The organism is Halalkalibacter lacteus, from assembly GCF_036663595.1.
Taxonomy (GTDB): domain Bacteria; phylum Bacillota; class Bacilli; order Bacillales; family Bacillaceae_D; genus Halalkalibacter; species Halalkalibacter lacteus.
In genome coordinates this window covers 24,253-45,078 of record NZ_JAWRVL010000003.1, presented here as the reverse complement: position 1 = coordinate 45,078, position 20,826 = coordinate 24,253, and the positions used below count along the sequence as shown (strand labels likewise).

22 protein-coding genes and 2 pseudogenes are annotated in these 20,826 nt (G+C 36.7%); 18 read left to right on the top strand and 6 right to left on the bottom strand.

What is annotated here, in order from left to right; translation table 11 throughout:
* Positions 1 to 596: 596 nt before the first annotated feature.
* A complete protein-coding gene (locus SAZ04_RS02895) occupies positions 597 to 737 on the top strand; it encodes a sporulation histidine kinase inhibitor Sda (protein WP_332691367.1) in 141 nt (46 codons plus the stop codon).
* A gap of 159 nt (positions 738 to 896) precedes the next feature.
* On the opposite strand, the gene SAZ04_RS02890 is transcribed toward SAZ04_RS02895, so the two are convergent.
* Complete coding sequence (locus SAZ04_RS02890; protein WP_332690795.1) at positions 897 to 1,124, bottom strand: hypothetical protein; 228 nt, start codon at positions 1,122 to 1,124, stop codon at positions 897 to 899.
* 348 nt (positions 1,125 to 1,472) lie between these two features.
* On the opposite strand from SAZ04_RS02890, the gene SAZ04_RS02885 reads away from it, so the two are divergent.
* Genes SAZ04_RS02885 through mnhG form a run of 7 tightly spaced genes read left to right on the top strand, consistent with a single transcriptional unit; the run spans position 1,473 to position 7,240 of the window.
* Entirely contained in the window at positions 1,473 to 3,890 is a 2,418-nt protein-coding gene (locus tag SAZ04_RS02885) for a Na+/H+ antiporter subunit A (protein ID WP_332690792.1), read from the top strand.
* Positions 3,887 to 4,324 carry a Na(+)/H(+) antiporter subunit B gene (locus SAZ04_RS02880; protein WP_431308946.1) on the top strand — a complete coding sequence of 146 codons (438 nt, stop codon included), beginning with the start codon at positions 3,887 to 3,889 and terminating at the stop codon, positions 4,322 to 4,324. The genes SAZ04_RS02885 and SAZ04_RS02880 overlap by 4 nt, the downstream gene beginning before the upstream one ends.
* On the top strand, positions 4,324 to 4,662 hold the full coding sequence (locus SAZ04_RS02875; protein WP_332690789.1) for a Na(+)/H(+) antiporter subunit C: 339 nt from the start codon (positions 4,324 to 4,326) through the stop codon (positions 4,660 to 4,662). Before SAZ04_RS02880 ends, SAZ04_RS02875 begins: the two co-directional genes overlap by 1 nt.
* Entirely contained in the window at positions 4,655 to 6,136 is a 1,482-nt protein-coding gene (locus tag SAZ04_RS02870) for a Na+/H+ antiporter subunit D (protein ID WP_332690786.1), read from the top strand. The genes SAZ04_RS02875 and SAZ04_RS02870 overlap by 8 nt, the downstream gene beginning before the upstream one ends.
* A gap of 6 nt (positions 6,137 to 6,142) precedes the next feature.
* Complete coding sequence (locus SAZ04_RS02865; protein WP_332690783.1) at positions 6,143 to 6,619, top strand: Na+/H+ antiporter subunit E; 477 nt, start codon at positions 6,143 to 6,145, stop codon at positions 6,617 to 6,619.
* Positions 6,619 to 6,894: a Na(+)/H(+) antiporter subunit F1 gene (locus SAZ04_RS02860; protein ID WP_332690780.1), complete on the top strand. Its 276-nt coding sequence runs from the start codon at positions 6,619 to 6,621 to the stop codon at positions 6,892 to 6,894. Before SAZ04_RS02865 ends, SAZ04_RS02860 begins: the two co-directional genes overlap by 1 nt.
* Positions 6,881 to 7,240 carry a monovalent cation/H(+) antiporter subunit G gene (gene mnhG / locus SAZ04_RS02855; protein WP_332690777.1) on the top strand — a complete coding sequence of 120 codons (360 nt, stop codon included), beginning with the start codon at positions 6,881 to 6,883 and terminating at the stop codon, positions 7,238 to 7,240. The genes SAZ04_RS02860 and mnhG overlap by 14 nt, the downstream gene beginning before the upstream one ends.
* Positions 7,241 to 7,370: 130 nt before the next feature.
* On the opposite strand, the gene SAZ04_RS02850 is transcribed toward mnhG, so the two are convergent.
* A complete protein-coding gene (locus SAZ04_RS02850) occupies positions 7,371 to 8,165 on the bottom strand; it encodes a phosphatidylserine decarboxylase (RefSeq protein ID WP_332690774.1) in 795 nt (264 codons plus the stop codon).
* 141 nt (positions 8,166 to 8,306) lie between these two features.
* Between SAZ04_RS02850 and pssA the strand changes: the two genes are divergently transcribed.
* From pssA to SAZ04_RS02830, 4 genes are all read left to right on the top strand, one after another.
* Positions 8,307 to 8,846 (top strand): CDP-diacylglycerol--serine O-phosphatidyltransferase, encoded by a 540-nt coding sequence (pssA, locus tag SAZ04_RS02845; protein WP_332690771.1) that lies wholly within the window; start codon positions 8,307 to 8,309, stop codon positions 8,844 to 8,846.
* Between the two features lie 277 nt (positions 8,847 to 9,123).
* A complete protein-coding gene (locus SAZ04_RS02840; protein ID WP_227934874.1) occupies positions 9,124 to 9,399 on the top strand; it encodes an HU family DNA-binding protein in 276 nt (91 codons plus the stop codon).
* A gap of 361 nt (positions 9,400 to 9,760) precedes the next feature.
* Positions 9,761 to 10,567 carry a DUF2935 domain-containing protein gene (locus SAZ04_RS02835; RefSeq protein WP_332690763.1) on the top strand — a complete coding sequence of 269 codons (807 nt, stop codon included), beginning with the start codon at positions 9,761 to 9,763 and terminating at the stop codon, positions 10,565 to 10,567.
* Between the two features lie 246 nt (positions 10,568 to 10,813).
* The gene (locus SAZ04_RS02830; protein WP_332690760.1) at positions 10,814 to 12,253 is read left to right on the top strand and encodes a carbon starvation CstA family protein; all 1,440 of its coding nucleotides are present in this window, start codon (positions 10,814 to 10,816) and stop codon (positions 12,251 to 12,253) included.
* Positions 12,254 to 12,310: 57 nt separating this feature from the next.
* On the opposite strand, the gene SAZ04_RS02825 is transcribed toward SAZ04_RS02830, so the two are convergent.
* Entirely contained in the window at positions 12,311 to 12,763 is a 453-nt protein-coding gene (locus tag SAZ04_RS02825) for a DUF2269 family protein (RefSeq protein WP_332690757.1), read from the bottom strand.
* Positions 12,764 to 12,923: 160 nt separating this feature from the next.
* Here SAZ04_RS02825 and SAZ04_RS02820 point away from each other — a divergent pair, with 160 nt between their 5' ends.
* Together SAZ04_RS02820 and SAZ04_RS02815 are read left to right on the top strand one after the other, a co-directional pair.
* The gene (locus tag SAZ04_RS02820; protein ID WP_332690754.1) at positions 12,924 to 13,802 is read left to right on the top strand and encodes an SDR family oxidoreductase; all 879 of its coding nucleotides are present in this window, start codon (positions 12,924 to 12,926) and stop codon (positions 13,800 to 13,802) included.
* Positions 13,803 to 13,984: 182 nt separating this feature from the next.
* The gene (locus SAZ04_RS02815) at positions 13,985 to 15,115 is read left to right on the top strand and encodes a histidine kinase N-terminal domain-containing protein (RefSeq protein WP_332690751.1); all 1,131 of its coding nucleotides are present in this window, start codon (positions 13,985 to 13,987) and stop codon (positions 15,113 to 15,115) included.
* Between the two features lie 88 nt (positions 15,116 to 15,203).
* Here the strand turns inward: SAZ04_RS02815 and SAZ04_RS23325 are convergent.
* A pseudogene (locus SAZ04_RS23325) lies at positions 15,204 to 15,301 on the bottom strand (RNA polymerase subunit sigma); the annotation flags it as partial.
* A gap of 404 nt (positions 15,302 to 15,705) precedes the next feature.
* On the opposite strand from SAZ04_RS23325, the gene SAZ04_RS02810 reads away from it, so the two are divergent.
* The 4 genes and pseudogenes from SAZ04_RS02810 to SAZ04_RS02795 all read left to right on the top strand — a co-directional run bounded on the left by SAZ04_RS02810 (position 15,706) and on the right by SAZ04_RS02795 (position 18,284).
* Positions 15,706 to 16,845, top strand: a complete 1,140-nt coding sequence (locus SAZ04_RS02810; RefSeq protein WP_431308945.1) for a YibE/F family protein — start codon at positions 15,706 to 15,708, stop codon at positions 16,843 to 16,845.
* Positions 16,842 to 17,597: a YibE/F family protein gene (locus SAZ04_RS02805; RefSeq protein ID WP_332690747.1), complete on the top strand. Its 756-nt coding sequence runs from the start codon at positions 16,842 to 16,844 to the stop codon at positions 17,595 to 17,597. The genes SAZ04_RS02810 and SAZ04_RS02805 overlap by 4 nt, the downstream gene beginning before the upstream one ends.
* A gap of 77 nt (positions 17,598 to 17,674) precedes the next feature.
* A pseudogene (locus tag SAZ04_RS02800) lies at positions 17,675 to 17,965 on the top strand (metal ABC transporter solute-binding protein, Zn/Mn family); the annotation flags it as partial.
* A 67-nt stretch (positions 17,966 to 18,032) separates the two neighbouring features.
* On the top strand, positions 18,033 to 18,284 hold the full coding sequence (locus tag SAZ04_RS02795) for a magnesium transporter MgtE N-terminal domain-containing protein (RefSeq protein ID WP_332690744.1): 252 nt from the start codon (positions 18,033 to 18,035) through the stop codon (positions 18,282 to 18,284).
* Positions 18,285 to 18,466: 182 nt separating this feature from the next.
* Here SAZ04_RS02795 and sigK read toward each other — a convergent pair whose 3' ends face one another.
* On the bottom strand, positions 18,467 to 19,174 hold the full coding sequence (gene sigK / locus SAZ04_RS02790) for an RNA polymerase sporulation sigma factor SigK (protein WP_332690741.1): 708 nt from the start codon (positions 19,172 to 19,174) through the stop codon (positions 18,467 to 18,469).
* Between the two features lie 365 nt (positions 19,175 to 19,539).
* The gene (locus tag SAZ04_RS02785; RefSeq protein ID WP_332690738.1) at positions 19,540 to 20,691 is read right to left on the bottom strand and encodes a M20 family metallopeptidase; all 1,152 of its coding nucleotides are present in this window, start codon (positions 20,689 to 20,691) and stop codon (positions 19,540 to 19,542) included.
* Positions 20,692 to 20,826 lie beyond the last annotated feature (135 nt).

Sequence of the window (20,826 nt, the reverse complement as noted above, 5' to 3'; positions counted from 1 at the left end):
TCCATCCTCTTTCTATTATGAGAGACAATCGTTCCCTTCATCCTGCATTCCCTATCTGTTTTATCTTTTGAGTTTTTTAAACAATTACACACACTTACAAATTCCCATCCTTTTACCGGTTGTCTTACCAAACTTTAACTATACCTTTAGTCACTTTCTTTTTCAATAAATTAAATGAGTTATTATTTAAACACTACTTTACTTTTATAAATCCAACAACTACACCCATCTTAAAGAGTATTCAATCAGCAAAAATCGACTTTTGACGAACTTCCATAAGAAAAAATGTAAAATATTTCATCATTTTTAAAAACTTTTCGACAAAGATAAGCAACAAACAACGCTTGTGGATAACTTTATACACGCTATCCCATCATTAAAACTAGGGGTTTCAATTGGTAATAAACAGGGAACTAACAACTTATCCACCACTTCGTGTGGATAAGTAGAACGGTTGTTCTATTTAGGAGGTCATGGTAGGATTAAATCACAACAAACGACTTACTATCATATTTCACATAATGAATGACTATTCCTATAAAATTGGACAAACAATTACAGAGGAGGTGAACCTGTCTACATTCGACAGGAACAATATGCAAAACCTTTCGGACGAGCTTCTTATTGAGACTTACTATAAGGCTGTAGAATTAAACTTGAATCATGATTTCATTGAATTAATTCGAGTAGAAATAGCAAGACGTTCCCTCTCTGACAAAATTAAATTATCTTCATAAGAGTTTGTTCAAAAGCAATAAGTGGAGCCTATTGCACCTTCTCTCTTCATAATGAATAAAGGAGTTCTAAAAGGGCTTTTTCCCCTTTTAGAACTCCTTTTAAAAGCAGCTATCGCCTTCATGTCGATAGCTGCTTTTTTATGAATTGGCAAACTTCACTTACTCAATTGACCTTGGCATACGATCCCCAATTCGAATGTATTCTCGCGGTTGAAAGGGGAATGTTGTTGGAACATCATCATTCAGCTGTTGAACGTTAACTGAATCTGGCCAATCTAATCCTTTTTCATGGATCGTCCGATTGTTAAAATCATTGGCATACCAACCCCCAGCAAATAGGAAAATAAAAATACCAATCGACACTAGCCCTTTTTTCTTTTTCGTCATAGCTGTCACTCCTGTTTAGGGAACATTCTTTTATCTAGAGTGGTGCACATCGAAAAAAAATATACATAGAATTGTTAAATTTTGTCGATACTTACACAATCGATTTTAACAAAATACGTCTTTTCCCAAAAAAATTTTTGCCGTTTTTATCTTATTTCTACATATTTAATAACATGTAGAGAATCCGCTAATGCTAAGGGTGTCTCGGGTGCACGTGTTAATAAATTAGGTTATACTTCTATTTGTATAAGAATTGTGCGAGAAGTAGCAGAGTGAAATAGCAGGGTATAAATATATGTAAATGCACAATTTAACATGGATTACATTTAAAGAAGGAGGTATATCATTTTGACGGTTTTACATTGGGCTACAATCTCCCCATTTTTGTTAGCCATTTTGATTCCTTTTTTGTATAAGTACGCAAGACCGATACATACGGGGTGGTTCGTCCTTGTACTCCCGCTCGTCTTGTTCATTTATTTCATTCAATTTATTCCTATAACATCAGCTGGTGACGTTATAGAATATAGTGTCCCTTGGGTTCCTTCTCTAGGGATTAATTTTACTGTGTATCTTGATGGTTTAAGCTTACTATTTCTTTTATTAATTACAGGGATCGGTACTCTAGTTATCCTATATTCGATCTATTATTTATCAAAGAAAACAGAAAAGCTAAACAACTTTTATGTTTACTTACTCATGTTCATGGGGGCTATGCTTGGAGTCGTCTTATCAGATAACTTAATCGTACTCTATGTATTTTGGGAATTAACAAGCTTAGCTTCTTCTTTATTAATTAGTTATTGGTTCCACCGTGAAAAGTCTACATATGGTGCTCAAAAATCGATGCTTATTACCGTATTTGGTGGATTATCGATGCTTGGTGGTTTTTGCCTTCTTTATGTGATGACGGGAACATTTAGTATTCGTGAAATCATTGCCCACGTCGATCTAATAACAACAAGCACGCTCTTTTTACCTGCTATGCTTCTTATATTACTTGGAGCTTTTACGAAATCTGCACAATTCCCATTTCACATCTGGTTACCAGACGCGATGGAAGCACCTACACCAGTAAGTGCTTACCTGCACTCAGCAACAATGGTTAAAGCAGGTATTTATTTAGTAGCTCGTCTAACTCCTGTATTCGGTGGTGGTGCTGAATGGTTCTGGATTTTATCGGTTGTCGGGATTACGACACTGTGCTGGGGCTCTATATCAGCAGTTCGCCAAAAAGATCTCAAATCAATCCTTGCTTTCTCAACAATTAGTCAGCTCGGTTTGATTATGTGTTTGCTTGGCCTTGGGTCTGCTTCTCTTTATTACGGAGAAGGTACAGAAACCATTTACACAACTGCTATCCTTGCTGCAGTTTTTCACCTAATCAATCATGCTACTTTTAAAGGTAGTCTGTTTATGACTGCAGGTATTATTGATCACGAAACTGGAACTCGTGACATCCGTAAACTCGGTGGATTAATGACGATTATGCCTGTTACATTTACGATTTCTTTGATTGGTCTAGCTTCAATGGCAGGTTTGCCACCATTTAATGGTTTTCTTAGTAAAGAAATGTTTTTTACAGGTGTTTTAAATTCAACAGAACTTGATATTTTCAACATGCAGACTTTGGGCGTGCTTTTCCCAATTCTTGCTTGGATTGCGAGTGTATTCACATTCGTTTACTGTATGGTGATGTTCTTTAAAACCTTCACTGGAAAATTCAAACCAGAAAACTATGATGTCAAACACGTACATGAAGCTCCGATTGGAATGTTAATCAGTCCTATTATATTAGCGTCATTAGTCGTAATATTTGGGTTCTTCCCTAACTTACTTGCTTACACACTAATAGAACCTGCCATGGCAGCCATTTTGCCAAACCTCTTAGCCGAGGGTGAAGTGTTTTATGTGAACATTTACCATTGGCATGGGTTTAATGCCGAGTTGTTTATGACTATGGGAGTGATCGCACTAGGTACCTTCATCTTTCTAATGATGAAAAGATGGTCAAAAATGGCGTTTTATTTAAAAGAACGCGATCCGCTCAACTGGTTCTATGATAATTCTTTATCTGGCTTAATAAGTGGTTCTCAATTTATCACACGTATTCAAATGACTGGTCTTTTGCGTGATTACTTCGTCTATATGTGTGTATTTATGATTTTGCTCTTCAGTTACACGATGTACCGTTACGATGCATTTGCGATTGATACGGTTAATGTTACAGGAATTGATCCATTTATGTGGATTCTAACGCTCGTATTTATTGGAGCAACATTGGTCATTCCTTTTATCAACCACCGTATTACAGCTATTATTGTTGTTGGTGTTATCGGGTTTCTACTAGCATTGTTCTTTGTTGTCTTCCGTGCACCAGACTTAGCGCTTACTCAGTTACTAGTTGAAACCGTTACGGTCGTTCTCTTTATGCTAGCGTTCTATCACTTACCAGAGTTGCGTAAAGAGTCGTTTAAACCACGTTTCAATTTTGTTAACTTGATTATTTCGATAGCTGTTGGCGGACTTGTAACAGCTATTGCGTTTAGTGCAGCAGCACTTGGAAATGAAGCAAACTTTGAATCAATTGCAGAGTATTTTATTCAAAATTCAAAAGAGCTAGCCGGCGGTTACAATATGGTTAACGTTATCCTTGTTGACTTCCGTGGCCTTGATACTCTTCTTGAAGTACTTGTACTCGGTATTGCTGCACTCGGTGTAGTAGCTCTAATTAAATTGCGAATGACAGGGAGGGAAGATGTGTGAAGAAACAAATCAAATCAAATGAATTAATGCTTCATACGTTGACTAGAGTTGTCACCTTCATCATCCTAGCCTTCTCGGTGTACTTATTCTTCGCCGGACATAATAACCCCGGCGGAGGTTTCATAGGAGGGTTAATGACAGCTAGTGCGCTTCTTTTAATGTATCTTGGATTTGATATGAAGAGTATGAAAAAGGCATTGCCGTTTAACTTTACTTCAATGATTGCGATTGGCCTTTTAATTGCAATTGCAACAGGCGTTTCCAGTATGCTATTTGGCTATCCATTTCTTACTCAATTCTTTGAATATTATCAGCTACCTATTTTAGGAAAAACGGAACTTACAACAGCATTGCCATTTGATCTAGGAGTTTACTTAGTCGTTGTTGGGATTGCCTTAACGATAATTTTAACGATTGCGGAGGATGATGCTTAATGGAAATACTAATGTCCATCACTGTTGGGATCCTCTTCATGGTCGGCACTTATATGATTTTAACGAAAAGCTTACTACGTGTTATTTTAGGACTAATCCTATTATCACATGGGGCTCATATGTTGCTTTTAACAATGGCTGGTTTACAGAGAGGAACGCCACCGCTGCTAAGCTTAGGATCAGATGCCTATAGTGATCCGCTACCACAGGCTCTTATCCTAACAGCGATTGTAATTAGTTTTGGGGTCACATCTTTCTTACTCGTCCTAGCTTACCGGACATACAAAGAACATAAGACGGATGATTTAGACCAATTGAGGGGATCTGCTGATGAATAACTTAATAATTTTACCGGTTCTAATCCCGTTTATTATTGGAACAATCTTAATCTTGTTTGCAAAGCATCATACCATTCAACGTGTAGTTAGCGGAATTACAGTGATTGGTATGCTAATCCTATCTATTTATATTGCCGTATTTGTCTATCAGAATGGCATCACAGTTCTTGAGTTAGGGAATTGGCCAGCTCCATTCGGAATTGTGCTCGTTGCAGATATGTTTGCAACGATGATGGTGATTTTATGTAGTATCGTTGGGGTCGTCTGTTTGTTTTTTGCCTTTCAAACGATATCGTCGGAACGCGAAAAATTCTTTTTCTACCCGTTCTACTTTTTCCTGCTAGCAGGTGTAAACGGTGCGTTTTTAACAGGCGACTTATTTAACTTATTCGTATTTTTTGAAGTTATGTTGATTTCTTCCTATATTCTTATTGTAATGGGAGGAACAAAATACCAGTTACGTGAGTCTCTAAAATATGTAGTTATTAACGTGTTTGCATCTATTTTATTTATTGTTGGTGTTGCCTACATTTATGCTGTGACTGGTACGCTGAATATGGCTCAAATTGCTGAACGCGTCGCAGAGCTTGAACAGGTAGGTGTATTAAACGTTATCGCCGTCCTTTTCTTTGTTGTCTTTGCAATGAAGGGTGGATTATTTCCACTGTATTTCTGGCTCCCTCGTTCATATTATGGTCCACCTGCAGCGATTGCTGCTTTGTTCGGTGGGTTATTAACGAAAGTTGGGATCTATGCGATTATCCGATCTTTCACACTGATCTTCACACATGATCCTGGCTTTACTCACTACCTCATTATAACAATTGCTGGGTTTACGATGATTTTTGGAGTGCTTGGAGCCGTGTCTCAATTTGATTTTAAACGTATCCTGTCCTATCACATTATTAGTCAGGTTGGATACATGGTAATGGGTCTTGGTATTTACACACAACTTGCTGTTGCAGGAGCAATTTATTACATTGCCCATCACATTATCGTGAAGTCTGCCTTGTTCCTATTTGCTGGAGCTACCCAGCGTATAACAGGGACTACGGATCTTAAGAAAATGGGAGGTTTACTTAAAACTCATCCATATCTCGCTTGGATGTTTTTCATCTCAGCCATCTCCCTTGCAGGGATTCCACCTTTAAGTGGTTTCTTTAGTAAGTTTCCGATTATTTTAGCCGGTTTTGAAGAAGGAAACTATGTGATTGCAGCTGTTGCTCTTGCAGTAGGATTATTAACCCTTTTCTCGATGATGAAGATTTTCATCTATGCATTCTGGGGCGAACAAAAGCATACAGAAGAACAAGCAAACTTTAAAATTGGTAAACTACTCTTACCGATTTTACCGCTTGTGGTTCTAACAATTATTCTTGGCTTTGCTGCAGAACCCGTTTTCCAATATTCATTGCAAGTGGCAGAACAAATCCTAGACCCATCGATTTATATCGAATCTGTTCTTAAGGAGTAGTTGCTAATGGCCTATCAAATATTACTAAACATATTCATTGCGTTCATCTGGGCCTTCCTACAAAACAGCTATACTGGTGTCGATTTCCTAGTTGGTTATGTAATAGGTATTTTGATTCTCTTTGTATTACGACGGTTTTTACATTTTGATTTCTACTTCCGTCGTATCTGGGCGATTATCAAATTAACGTTGCTTTTTTTCAAAGAGCTTATACTCGCTAATGTCGATGTCATTAAAATTGTGCTTAGTCCTAAGTTAAATATACAACCAGGAATTGTAGAAGTCCCTACACAGCTTGAAACGGAGTGGGAATTAACATTACTTGCTTCTCTTATTTCTTTGACACCAGGAACGCTCTCCATGGATTTCTCAGACGATAATAAATACATTTATGTCCATTCGATTCATGTTCCTGATAAAGAAGAGATGATTCGTGAAATCCATAACACATTTGAACGGGCGATTTTGGAGGTGACGAAATAATGTTCCATACACTCTTAACGATTGTTCTAGCAGTGATGTCGATCTCATTATTCGTCTGCTTCATTCGTACAGTGGTCGGGCCTACGATGCCAGACCGAATCGTTGCTCTAGATTCTTTCGGGATCAATCTGATTGGATTTATCGGTATTTTGATGATTGTGCAAGAAACAGTCGCTTATTCAGAGGTTATTCTTGTCATCAGTATTCTAGCCTTTATCGGTACCATTGCTTTATCAAAGTTCATTGAAAGGGGTGTTGTATTTGACCGCGATTGAAATCATTCTAAGTATCTTTATTCTGATGGGGGCTTTTCTTAGTCTTCTTGGTTCGGTTGGGTTAATTCGTTTCCCCGATGTGTATGGACGTACACATGCTGCAACGAAAAGTGCAACACTCGGCGTTATTTCAATTATGATTGCAACCTTCCTTTTCTTCCTTCTTGTCGAAGGCATCTTTGTTGGAAAGGTACTGCTTGCTATCTTGTTCGTTTTCTTAACTGCACCTGTAGCCGCTTTGATGGTAGCTAGAGCAGCTTATCGCACTGGTGTACCTCTTTGGGAGAAAAGTGTGCAAGATGATTTAAAGAAAGTGTACGAGAAGAAACTAAATGAACCACAATAAAAACAGAACATATATGAAAAGACCCGAAATAAATGACATCGGGTCTTTTCTCTATTTACTATTTTCCAACTCTGCCAAACGAAACACTCTCAGCTAACAAATTAACGATACGCTACACGTGTAAGCAATCTCAAGAAGTTTCCTCCTTTCGATCTAAGTTAGCCAACTTTTGCCCAACCATTACTTCTTTGTTTTCTTTTAAGTCAACATCTGAGATTAATCCATGTTCAAAAAGCAACACAACTGTCGACCCAAATGAAAAATAAGCCATTTCTTCTCCTTTTTTTAGACTGTTCCCTTCGTGAGTCAGTTCAATTGTATTTATATTCATAGCTCCCACTTTGACAATAGCAAGCTGTTTACCATCAACCTTAACTTCTGTTATGAGACGGTAATTTCTTGATAAAGGTTTTTTTCCATATCGTAGTCCCATATCATTTACCGGATAAGAAAGAGCCCCAAGCTTCCATTGTCTTATAATAGTTCCATCAACTGGACTATGAATTCTGTGATAATGACTTGGGCTTAAGTATAAGATAAAATAATAGCCATTTTGATAAGGTTTTGCTGCTTCTTGTGTTCCAAGCATCTCTTCGATGTTATAGGTTTGACCTTTGACATGGAATAAAGTTTCATTATCAAGATTGCCGGACTGTGCCAACACTCCATCTACAGGACTGACCATACTTTGATGTTCTTTATCGGTCACACGAACGCCCGGTTTTAACTCTCGGATAAATAAATCATGTAAGTGTTCATACTCACTCAAGGCTTTGCTCATTTCAAATTCCTTTAATTGGAATGTAGTTGCAAATGGCTTAATAAGTGGCTTGCTCAATTTAGATCTGGAAAAGCACCTTAGCATTGAAGATGTTAGACGATGATTGGTTAATTCTATAAAAGAACGAAAAAGCATTGTTTTCAAACTTAATTCCCCCAATATATGTGTGTAGAAACGGACTTTGTAAACTAGTCGATTTGTTAAACCTGTGGTATGATTATTATTTAAGAACGATAAAACCAATTCGATATGTGCAATGCGCAAATCGTGCAAGGAGTCGATGTCATGTTCCTTTTACATCAATTGGATCATACCGTCAAAAAGCTAAAAGGGCAAATTGCTAATGCACTTACCATTTTAAACTTAGGACTAGGTGCTTTTGCCATTATGTTTATTTTACAAAATGAATTACGTTTAGGCCTTCTTTTCATCACGATTGCAGCACTAACAGATCGTCTAGATGGAGCTGCCGCAAGACGCTTTAATAGTACATCAGAATTTGGCAAGCAATTAGACTCCTTAAGTGACATTATATCATTTGGTGTCGCTCCGGCATTTTTATTATATCAGGCAACCCTGTTTATTTTTGGTTTACCTGGTATGTTTGTCACCATTTTCTTTATCGCTTGTGGTGCCATTCGTTTAGCGCGTTTTAATATTTTAGAGAGTACAGGTTTTTTTGTTGGACTACCCATTACAGCAGCTGGATGTATCTTAACTTTTCATCTTCTTTTAGTTCCTTTTATTCCGGCTTTTTACTTCATGCTTATTACACTTGTTCTTGCCATACTAATGATTTCTACTTTTACCGTTCGTAAAATGTAAGAGGGTAGCATATAATATGCTTTCCTCTTTTTTTTACAAAAATCGGATTAAGATTACAAAAAATGACGCTATCTTGTCAAAAAATGTGAAATATTTGGGTTAATATGCTTTAATTTCCGCCGTAAGTCTTGACACCACTAGGGTTTCATTATTAAATTAAGTTGCGGCTTTATTTTTAGCTTGTCGAAAGGACAAGTTATGCAAAAATGGAGAATATACAAATCCATCATTTTGATGAAGCGTTTTTCAAAACAAGGTATGAAAGGGAGTTTTTTTCATGAACAAAACAGATTTAATCAACGCAGTATCTGAGCAAGCAGACCTTTCTAAAAAGGATGCGTCCAAAGCAGTAGACGCAGTATTTGACAGTATCACATCAGCACTAGTTGAAGGTGGTAAAGTTCAACTTGTTGGTTTCGGTAGCTTTGAAGTACGTGAGCGCTCTGCTCGTAAAGGTCGTAATCCTCAAACAGGACAAGAAATTGAGATTCCAGCTACAAAAAATCCAGCATTTAAGCCTGGTAAACAACTTAAAGACGCTGTAAACGAATAAGACTAAAAACGATGAGAGTTTATCTCATCGTTTTTTTATTTTACACACTCACAAGCTTCAATTTACAATCTTAATATGTTTTTTTAATAAAGGTGCATAGCGGCTCCGCTCATTGCGGTCTGAGGTTGTTCAAAAAGGGGAAAGACCGACCCTTTTTGATTTTTTTTGCAATGGCTTCTCTCACTACGGATCCTATGAGAAAACCAATCATAGGATGCCAAATCATGTAGCGGCTCCGCTCATTGCTTCGAGGTTGTTCAAAAAGGGGAAAGACCGACCCTTTTTGAACAACCTCTAAAACATATTGTTCCTTTCTCTAACATAAAATTTGAGGAGAGAAATTTGAGGAGGGGAATTTATTTTGAATTCATTTTATAATCATGCTCTATTCGAACACCGTTTTTGGTTACAAGTTCTTGGAGATCATGCCAGGTTTATTCGAGATTCACTTTCACCTATGGAGACCGAATTTGTACAAACAGCGGTTCAGTTTATCGATACGTTTGACTCCCTTCTAGAAACGAGTCGACAAAACGTAACAACTGCGCAATTACAGCAGCTTACAGAACAGGCGAATGAACAAGCACGTGCCATTAGATCGTTTAAACTTGATATTATACGTAAGCACCTTATCGGGAATGTAACAATTCAACTTTCTCCAACTTTCATTAACCATATGGTTAATGAAGTGGACGAGTATTTACGCATCTTATCCTATTTATTAGAAAATAAAGAACCACCGATTTGTCATCCGTTGCATCATCATCTCGTCTGGCTGCTCGATGCAGCAGGCCATGCTGGCGGCATTACAGCTTCCTTAGATTTAGTCGAAAAACAACTCCAAAACAAAAGTGAAGCCTTTACTGAGCGCTTTGAACAGTTTTACATTAAGGCTGTCGAGATGGCTGGTTATATACGTTCAAATGTTGACCAATTTCCTGCGCTTAACCGTTTTAATGAAAATGTAAAATTAGAATTACTTTTATTCAAAACCTTCCTGAATGAACTTGAAGAATTAGAAATGACGAATAAATTACTTGGTACACTCGATCAATTAATGGCTGATCATATGGCAAGAGAAGAATGCTATTACTTAATAAAGCTAACAAAAGCTTCCGGTCTAGAACAACCTAACTGCGATCCAACCAAACCTCGATCTGAAGGATAATATAAGCGTTAAAAGAAGGGGATTTCGATTCGTTCGCTAATGCGATTTTTTGAGATTCTCCTTTTTTCAATATAGTTTTTTTATATGTTATCATAGTGTTTTCTTTCCGAGAAACCGTACTCTTATTATGTAATCGTTTTAACAAGAAGGATTTAAAACTTTTCCAGAAAAAATATATTGATTCGTATGTCAGATATCGTTACAATACTTATCATACAGATTTTTCAGACAACTGGGGGATTCAATATGTTTACATTTTTAGTATCCATAGCATTGCTTGTTATAGGTTATTTCATCTATTCTAAGGTCGTAGAACGAATCTTTGGAATTAATGATCATAACAAGACACCTGCATACACGAATCAAGAAGGACTAGACTATTCACCGATGCCCTGGTGGAAAGCAAGCTTAATTCAACTATTAAACATTGCTGGTCTTGGCCCCATTTTCGGAGCTGTAGCTGGCGCATTATATGGACCTGTTGCGTTTATATGGATTGTGGTTGGTTGTCTCGTCGCAGGAGCGGTTCATGATTACTTTTCTGGTATGCTTTCACTTCGTCACAACGGTGCCCAATTTCCAACCTTAGTTGGACGCTATCTTGGAAAAAATATGAAGATCATAATAAATTTTGTTTCAATCGTCTTAATGATTCTAGTGGCCGCTGCTTTTACAGCTGGTCCAGCTCAATTAATCGCTAGTCTTACGCCGCTATCCTTTTCATTTGCATTAGCACTTATTTTTGTTTATTTTCTAGTGGCCGCTGTGTTACCTGTTAATCGTATTATCGGGCGTATTTATCCCATTTTTGGTGCCATTTTAATCTTTATGGCTGTTTCAATTGGAGTGGCTTTGCTTTTTACAGAAAACCCAATTCCGAACTTAACATTAGAAAATTTACACCCTGGAGAATTACCAATTTGGCCGCTATTAATGGTTACTATTTCATGTGGCGCCATTTCTGGCTTTCATAGTACACAAAGTCCAATTTTAGCGCGTACGATCAAACGTGAATCTGATGGTAGAAAGGTATTCTATGGTGCTATGGTTGCTGAAGGAATTATTGCTCTTATTTGGGCGGCAGCTGGAATGACGTTCTTCGGAAGTACAGGAGGATTACAAGAAGCATTAGCGGTTGGTGGCCCCGCAGGAGTTGTTAATGAAATTTCAACATCGTTTCTTGGAATACTTGGAGGAATATTAGCGATACTAGGTGTCATTATCTTACCTATTACAACTGGTGACACAGCTTTACGATCCTCTCGTATGATGGTGTCGGAATTAGTTGAGAAATTTTTCAAAGTACGTGGCCTAAAAGGAGTGTTACTTGCAACGATTCCTGTTACAATTCCAACTATTTGGCTCGCTACTATTGATTACACGTTTTTATGGAGATATGTTGGAGGAACAAATCAACTAGTTGCTACTGTCATGTTATGGACTGCAGCTATGTATTTGCTTGAATCACGAAAATTTCACTGGATTTGTGGCTTACCAGCGTTGTTTATGACTGGTGTCGTGTCTACGTACTTTTTATATGCTCCAGAGGGCTTCTCCTTGCCTTATGAGCGATCATTGGCAATTGGAGGAGGCATAACTCTTCTTGTGGCAGTTTGGTACGTATATAAAGTCCGTAAAGCCCACCTACAAGTTTTGAACGGCGCAGCTTCTCAAAAAGTTGCCTAAGATAAAAAGGGAGTCTCAAATGGTTACTACCAAACCTTGAGGCTCCCTTTTATAATTCTAGAATGGTTTAACGACCATCAAAATAATTAAAATGACGACTGCTGAATGTACAATCGCTGTATATAGTTTTAATTTCAAGACTCCTTCCGTATACCCTGCCGGTAAATCCTCATCATTATAATCTGTTAAGGAGCTCTCCATTGTTTTGATTGTTCTTGGCATAACACCAGCAACGATAAACTGTACTCCGATGTAAATCAGTATCGATGTTACATACCACCCAGTTGTAAAAAGAGTCGTGTTCAACGCTCCTAAAATCAGTCCTGTTACAAGCAACGTGATACTTCCAACTTTTGCAAACACTTCAACCTTAGCATTTAATAACAATGAGTACCGTGCATCTTTGGCTGTTTGGGGAGAATTTATTATCGATGGTAAGGCAAATGATGCTCCTAACCCAACAACCGCACTAATAACATGAATTAATACAAAAATCCCATATAGTGTCATCCTTTTCTCTCCCTTTATTATAGTCAATTTATCTTATTTTCTTGAACGTTAGACTAGAACTAAGTCCCAAAAATATAAATTAATGGTTTAAATCATCTCAAAATAAGGAATCTTAAAAGTGGTCGAGTTTAAATGTGAATTTCTTAAGGAGTGGTTAATAATGAAGTATAATGATATTCAATCAAAGCAAACAAACGGACAGCCTTCCCAATCTCAAAATCATCAACCAGGATTAGAAAGTCAGATGAACCCCCTGCCAGTATACGATGATCCAAATTATAGCGGCAGTGGGAAATTAGCAAATAAAGTTGTTCTCATTACAGGTGGTGACAGTGGCATTGGACGTGCGGTTGCTATTGCTTTTGCTAAAGAAGGAGCAAAGCTCTCCATTGTGTATCTTGATGAGCATGATGATGCCACTCAAACCAAAACTGCAGTTGAAAAGTATGGGGGAGAATGTTTATTACTCTCTGGTGATATCGGGGATGAGTCATTTTGTCAGACAGCTGTTAAAGAAACGGTTTCAACATTTGGAAGTTTAGATTGCTTAGTTAATAATGCCGCTGAACAGCATTATCAGGAGAACATTGAAGATATAAGCGTCGAACAAATGGAACGGACATTTAAGACAAATATCTTTTCATGTTTTCACTTTATTAAAGCAAGTATGCCTCACTTAAAACAAGGTAGCTCTATCATTAATACAGCTTCCATCGTTGCATACAAAGGCAATCCAGTCCTAATGGATTATGCTTCAACAAAAGGGGCTATGATTGCTCTTACTAGATCCTTGTCACAAAGTATAGTCAAAAAAGGAATACGAGTGAACGCTGTCGCTCCAGGTCCTATATGGACCCCTTTAATTCCCGCCTCGTTTCCCGCAGATCAAGTAGCAACATTTGGTACGAATACTCCGATGGGAAGACCTGGACAACCTGCTGAGTTAGCTCCAAGCTACGTGTATCTTGCTTCAGATGATTCATCTTACGTAACAGGACAAGTCATCCATATAAATGGTGGGGAAATCGTTAACGGGTAATAATTAAGTAGATTAAGAAGAATCCATTCTAAATAAGGATGGATTTTTTTAATTTGTCGTGTAGGATAGTTACTAAAGGAAAAATGAAAATATTGAAGGAAATAACTTGGACATTGTCTAATAGTTTAAGATACGGTCATTATCGGATTTTTCATCCTTCATGAAAGTGGTGAGTAAAAAAAATGTCTTCCTATTCTCATCAAGTTAGAACAAATACTGAATTAATTATTCAATTTCTAGAAGAGAATGAATCTAGCTTTTTAAATATGTGGCAGGATCAACTTGTTCTTAATGAAACCAACACAAATAATGACAAAGTCAAAGAAAACGGCCATCTCATGTATAACTTAGTAAAAAGCACGTTACTTTATTCAATGAGCGAGGATGATGTCAAACAATTAGCTTACAAAATAGCGAAAGAACGAGTCAAATCAAATATCAATATCGGTGATTTTGTTTATAATGTAAATATAGGAAGAAGTATTATTATTAAATATGTATTACATTCAGAACTCACTTCTTGTGATCTTCCTTCAGTCGTAGATAAGATTAATGAGCTTTTTGATCAATTTTGTTTTCACGCTGTAACAAGTTATACAGAGATCAAGAATCACGAATTAAAACAAAAAAATGTCTATATTAATCAAAGTCACAAAGATAAGCTCGCAATTCTCGGACAAATGTCTTCAAGTTTTGTTCACGAATTTAGAAATCCGTTGACTTCTATTATTGGTTTCAACAAATTACTGCGAATAGAATATCCAGACCTTAAATACCTAGATATTATCGAGCTAGAATTAGATCAGCTGAAATTTAGAATCACACAGTTTCTTCACACGTCAAAAATGGACTTAATCGACAACCCAAAAGAAAATGTCACAATAAAAAATTTATTAGACAATATCCTGAGTTTTCTATATCCAAGTATTGTTGATTCAGATGTCTTAGTCTCAGCAGATATCGATCCATCGATTATGATCGAAGCGTATAAAGATGAACTAAAACAAGTATTTCTTAATGTGTTATTTAACTCGATTGATGCCGTACAACAAAAAAAAAGACCTAGAGAAATCAACCTTCGATGTTTTAAAGAGACCGATCAAGTCATTATTGAAGTTTCAAATAATGGACCTGCAATCCCACCTGAAGTAAAAGAGACGATCTTTGAGCCATTTTATACGACGAAAGATCTCGGGACAGGCATAGGTTTATTTGTGTGTAAAAACATTATTGAAAAACATGCAGGTTATATGACATGTGATTCCAATGATTCACTTACTACTTTCCGTATACATTTGCCATTGAACGTGTAAACAGACAGGTTACACGTCTTTAGAATGCCACTCCACTGAATTGATAAAGAAGAGCTGTAAGAGAGACATTCCGCTCTTACAGCTCATTTTCATTTCCTTCTTTATCGGTTCCAATCGGATCGTGCAGAGAAACATCCTTCTTGACTTTTTTTAAGCTCGAAGATGCATAATAATTTCTATCTTAATGTTAGAAGAGGGGCAGCCTTTTAAAAGGCTCATTAATCTACATTATGGGTAATATAAAGATTTTCATAACAAAAATAGGTAGATTGTTATACCTGTTTTTTATTCTTCATATATACTTAGAAATACTCTACACATCCACGCTTGACCATAGGTGACAAATAATTATTGATTTCATCTAATATAGTTGGCTAAAGCCACTAGTTAAAATATCTTGACGTTTTGAAAATATCCCTGTTATTCTAAGTCCATTGTAAATTACACATAAGCGATGCAATCTGTCTTCAGATACGCTATGCTAAGAAATTGTACTCTTAATATAATCTAAGATTTGAACGTGTAAGTTCTTGAAACCACTATGTTCAAACCTTCTCCGCTTTATTAGTGCAATAGTTGGAGGGTTTTTATTGAATGTTATCGTAAACAAATTTAAAAAAATGACTTACAATCAAATTTTCACATACTCCATAATAGTTTTTTGTTTTGCCTCATCTGTATTTTTTGTTAATAACAATTATTCATTCTATGAACGGCCTATAGCCAAAATCATCAAAACAAATCTCGAAGATAGAACTGAAATAATTGATATGTATAATAATCAAGATTTACTATTCTCCCAGAGCATAGTTGCAGTATTAAAAAATGGAGAAGAAAAAGGACAGCTTGTCCATTTAACTAATGAATATTCATCATCCAGAGCTTATGATCATGAATATCATGTTGGAAATGAATTGTTTGTTTGGATCGATACGAAAACACAACAAAATACTGAATTAACTGGAACCATACAAGACGTCAAACGTGATAAGTACATTCTATGGATTGCATGGATTTTTATCTTCACTTTGCTTTTCGTTGGAAAAAAGCAAGGAATGTTCTCGATTATTAGTTTGGTTATCAATGCCGTTTTGCTTTCTTATGCACTAGATGTATACGTAAATACATCAAACGTCAGTTTAGTATTGATATGCGGGATTAGTGTTATTTTATTTACTGTGATTTCTCTATTACTCGTAAATGGTTTTAATGAAAAGTCATATGCAGCGATTGTTGCTACCTTGGTTGGAACGTTTATGTTACTTTTCATTACGTATCTAGTAGTCTGGTTCACTTCTGGAAGTGGGCTTCGATATGAAGAAATGCAATTTTTAACTCGTCCACATGAGATGGTATTTATGGCAGGGGTATTAGTAGGATCTTTAGGGGCCGTAATGGATGTAGCAATTACGATGTCTTCTTCTATCTTTGGATTATATGAAAAAAATCACAACATTTCAGTAAAAGCACTTAAATCATCTGGAATGGAAATTGGAAAAGATATTATGGGAACGATGACAAATATTTTGTTTTTTGCCTATATAAGTGGTTCCATTCCTATGCTTATTTTGTATTTGAATAATCGATCTCCATTAGGGTTTACCCTATCAATGAATCTTTCATTGGAATTGGCTCGTGCCCTTGCTGGAGGGATTGGAATCGTACTAACCATTCCAATCGGACTGTATATTGCTATTTTCTTCGTTAAACAAAAGAGGGCAAAATTATGAATGTACTAATGTGTCTTGCAGCCATTTTATTTTTATTAATGGTTGGTATTGGCGGGAAAAAAGGAGCACGGTCTTATATTGCTTTGTTCTTTAACTTTGGTGTGCTCTTTCTAACCATCCTTTTTATGTCAAATCCAAGTGCAAATCCAATTATTTTAACATTGGTGGCCTGTACCGTGATTAGCTGTATTAATCTATTTTATATAAATAAAGTGAACCTAAAAACGGTCACAGCTTTTATTTCTACCATTATCACCATTGTAATCCTTCTTTTTTTGATTTTCATCATAACTGATAAAGCAATGATTCAGGGATTTGGTGAGGAAGAATTAGATGAGCTAAGCATCTTCTCCCTTTATGTAGGCGTCGATTTTGTTAAAGTTGGAGCTTCAATGATTATTATGAGTACAATAGGTGCCATCATAGATGTAGCGATATCGATTACCTCACCAATGCGCGAAATCTATCATCATAATCCAACCATTAGCAGAAAGAACTTATTCCTTTCTGGATTAAGTATTGGAAGAGACATCTTAGGGACAAGTGCGAATACGTTATTTTTTGCTTTCTTTGGTGGATACATGGCCTTGCTCATATGGTATAAAGATTTAACTTATTCTGTTGGACAAATTGTAAATTCTAAAATATTTAGCGCGGAAATCATAACGATTCTTTGTGCCGGAATTGGCGTAGCTCTGATTATTCCAATTACTTCATGGGTTACTGCCTATTTTCTGGTGAGAAATAGATGATTACAGCCACAAGAATGTACCACCTCTGCCATGTTTTTTACCAGCAGTTTCCAAGTGATTTTTAAAAAGTTAGTGATTCAGATGTCTTTTATGTAAATGGTCTTGGATTAGAAGAATGGCTTGAGAAATTGGTAGATAGTGTTGGCGATATCAAAACTGTGTCTGTAAGCGAATGTGTTACTCCTATCATGCTTGACAGTAATGAAGAACCGGATCCTCATGCTTGGATGAGTGTTTCTAATGTAAAATTATATGTGGAAAATATTTTAGAAGATTTAATTGAACGTGATCCAGATGGAGAAAGTACCTACTGCGAGAACGCAGAGGCTTACTTAGCGGAGTTAGATGAATTGGAGACATTTATATAAACAGAAATTGAGGCAATATCTGAAGAAAATCGGGTCATTGTGCTAAGTGAGGATGCATTTAAATATTTTGGTTAACAACATGTTTGCAGATGATGTTGCCGACTTCCTAGCTGAAATGAAAGGTGAAAAAGCCGACGACATCTTACTGAAAATGAATAAACAAGAAGCACAAGAAGTTAAGGAACTAATATCCTATGCACCAGAAACCGCTGGGGCCGTTATGACAAAGGAGTATGTCAGTCTTTCCTCAACAGATGTAGCATCAGATGTGATCAAAAAGCTAAGTAATGATGCACCTGATGCTGAAACAATTTACTAATTATATGTAGTTAATGTGTTAGGAAAATTAGTTGGTGTTATTTCACTACGAGACCTTTAAGTGGCCATTATAACAGTATAAATCAGGCTTGTTCTAAAAGCTGACTATTTGATTAGTATAGAATTAGAAATTTCATGACAACAGGCATCTCCTGATTTTTAGGAAATGCCTGTTAAAATTTATTAACTTTTCCCTTGACTCTGCTTATAAAACTCATGAAACAACTTCATTAACGCTCTTTTTTCAATTCTTGATACATAACTACGTGATATTCCAAGCTCTTTCGCAATCTCACGCTGGGTGCGCTCTTCCTCTAGATTTAACCCGAAACGCCCCACAATGACTTCTTTTTCTCTGTCATCCAACACATGAATGAATTTATAGATTTGTGTTTTCTCCATATTCGTTTGGATGACATCGACAATATCCTCGCCTTCTTCTTGTAAGACATCAATCAACGTGATTTCATTCCCCTCTTTATCCGTTCCAATCGGATCGTGCAAGGAAACATCTTTTTTGACCTTCTTTAAGGCTCGTAAGTGCATAAGAATTTCATTTTCAATACAACGTGCTGCATAGGTTGCTAGCTTTGTCCCTTTTCCGTCAGAATAGCTTTCGATCGCTTTAATTAACCCTATTGTTCCAATCGAGATTAAATCCTCCGTATCTTCACGCGTGTTTTCAAATTTCTTGACGATGTGCGCCACAAGACGTAAATTATGTTCAATTAGAAGGTCACGTGCATGCTCATCACCCTCGGCCATTAACTTTAAGTATTTTCGTTCCTCCTCTTTTTTCAGCGGCTGTGGGAAGGCGTTGTTCTTAACATATGATACAAAGACGATTACTTCCTTAAATAAGTAAGAAATCGCTGCAATTATAGTTGACACGAGATCACCCCCAAATGTCGTTACTTTAACACTATGTAAAAATGGGCTTGGACGTGTCTGTACCATTAAAAAAGTCCATAACTATTTTAAAGGCTACTGAAAAAGGTTGATTTTTAACTTTTTCAGTGGCATTTAAGCAACATGCGAAGCCGTTTCCACTTCATCGAAGATCTTTTTTAGGGCGGTTTTCACCTTTTTTATGCCTCACTATTTTAAAGAGAGTATTTTACAATATGCTTCATAAATATTTGTGTAAGAGAAAAAAACAAAAAAGTGACTCCGTATTCATCCTGACTCTATAAGAGCTGGAATGATAGTAAGTCACTTATTTTCCTTATATGATTTTCTTTTTCATTTTAGGCATTTCAAGTTTGTTGAACTTTATTATTCTCCTCAGCAAGGCGCTCAATTACTTTTGCTAGTAATAATGTACGTTCCGTTAATGAGGAGATTTCAAGATATTCTTTGTCACTATGAGCATTGCCTCCGATCGGTCCGAGTCCATCAATCGTTGGAATTCCCATAGCAGATGTAAAAGAGGCATCAGAACCACCACCGGTTTTCGTATCTTTTATCTCGATTCCTAATTCAGCGCCTACTTTTTTGACAATATGAAAGAGCTTTTCATTTTTTTTATTTTTCAACATCGGAGGGCGTCTCATATCACCAGTAAGTTCGATTTCCGTCCCAGTTACATCTGATGACGCGCAAACTTCTTCAATCTTATGTTCCACTTCTTCAGCTTGTTTGAGTGTGGCAACTCGAACATCTAAGTGGCCTATCGCCATTGCAGAGACCGTATTCACTGCATCTCCTCCTTCAATGATCCCTACATTAACTGAAATACCATGTTCATGATCATTGAGTTCATGCAGTTTTAAAATTTTATGAGCAAGCTCTTCAATCGCACTTCTACCTTTTTCAGGTTCGATTCCAGAATGGGCTGCCTTCCCGTGTACTTCAATTGTGAAACGCCCACTTCCGCGTCTTTCCGTTACAACTGAACCATCACGCCTTGCTGGTTCCATTATTAGAGCATACGATTTTTCATACGCTTCTTTTTCTATAATCGGACGAGAGGTCAGTGAACCAACCTCTTCATCACTATTCAATATAACTTGTACATCCTGATACGCATTCGAATTGATTTCTTTAAGGTATCGGAGTGCATAAATAACAGATACAAGACTTGCTTTCATATCAATGACACCCGGTCCATATGCACGCCCCTCACGAATTGAAAAAGGACGCTCTTTAGCAGTCCCCTCTTCAAATACCGTATCCATATGAGCGACAATTAATATAGAGGCTTTCTTTTGTGCAGGGTGCTTGATAATAAGGTGATCCCCCGCTTCATCTTGTTTCACTTTCGTTATTTCATACCCTATTTTCTCAAAGTAAGGTATTAACTCTTTTCCAACTTCGTTGACTCCTGCTTTATTATTAGAACCGCTATCTATATTTACTAATCTTTCTAGAAAAGCGAGCATCTCTTTTTCTTTTGACTGAACGTTCATGTTGCCTTTCCCCTTACCCTTCTTTGCCTGCCTATACAGCTATTATCATTTTCATGTATTTATGCTTTATTTGCAAGTCACATTCAGTTGCCAATCATTTGTTTTTATATTCTATTCATCTTTCTGCAATGAGGG

What these genes read in the sequence shown, in the direction of transcription:
- SAZ04_RS02895 (WP_332691367.1), top strand. Translation starts at nt 597, where the DNA reads ATGCAAAACCTTTCGGACGAGCTTCTTATTGAGACTTACTATAAGGCT.
- SAZ04_RS02890 (WP_332690795.1), bottom strand. Translation starts at nt 1,124, where the DNA reads ATGACGAAAAAGAAAAAAGGGCTAGTGTCGATTGGTATTTTTATTTTC.
- SAZ04_RS02875 (WP_332690789.1), top strand. Translation starts at nt 4,324, where the DNA reads ATGGAAATACTAATGTCCATCACTGTTGGGATCCTCTTCATGGTCGGC.
- SAZ04_RS02870 (WP_332690786.1), top strand. Translation starts at nt 4,655, where the DNA reads ATGAATAACTTAATAATTTTACCGGTTCTAATCCCGTTTATTATTGGA.
- SAZ04_RS02865 (WP_332690783.1), top strand. Translation starts at nt 6,143, where the DNA reads ATGGCCTATCAAATATTACTAAACATATTCATTGCGTTCATCTGGGCC.
- SAZ04_RS02860 (WP_332690780.1), top strand. Translation starts at nt 6,619, where the DNA reads ATGTTCCATACACTCTTAACGATTGTTCTAGCAGTGATGTCGATCTCA.
- pssA (WP_332690771.1), top strand. Translation starts at nt 8,307, where the DNA reads ATGTTCCTTTTACATCAATTGGATCATACCGTCAAAAAGCTAAAAGGG.
- SAZ04_RS02840 (WP_227934874.1), top strand. Translation starts at nt 9,124, where the DNA reads ATGAACAAAACAGATTTAATCAACGCAGTATCTGAGCAAGCAGACCTT.
- SAZ04_RS02830 (WP_332690760.1), top strand. Translation starts at nt 10,814, where the DNA reads ATGTTTACATTTTTAGTATCCATAGCATTGCTTGTTATAGGTTATTTC.
- SAZ04_RS02825 (WP_332690757.1), bottom strand. Translation starts at nt 12,763, where the DNA reads ATGACACTATATGGGATTTTTGTATTAATTCATGTTATTAGTGCGGTT.
- SAZ04_RS02820 (WP_332690754.1), top strand. Translation starts at nt 12,924, where the DNA reads ATGAAGTATAATGATATTCAATCAAAGCAAACAAACGGACAGCCTTCC.
- SAZ04_RS02815 (WP_332690751.1), top strand. Translation starts at nt 13,985, where the DNA reads ATGTCTTCCTATTCTCATCAAGTTAGAACAAATACTGAATTAATTATT.
- SAZ04_RS02805 (WP_332690747.1), top strand. Translation starts at nt 16,842, where the DNA reads ATGAATGTACTAATGTGTCTTGCAGCCATTTTATTTTTATTAATGGTT.
- SAZ04_RS02785 (WP_332690738.1), bottom strand. Translation starts at nt 20,691, where the DNA reads ATGAACGTTCAGTCAAAAGAAAAAGAGATGCTCGCTTTTCTAGAAAGA.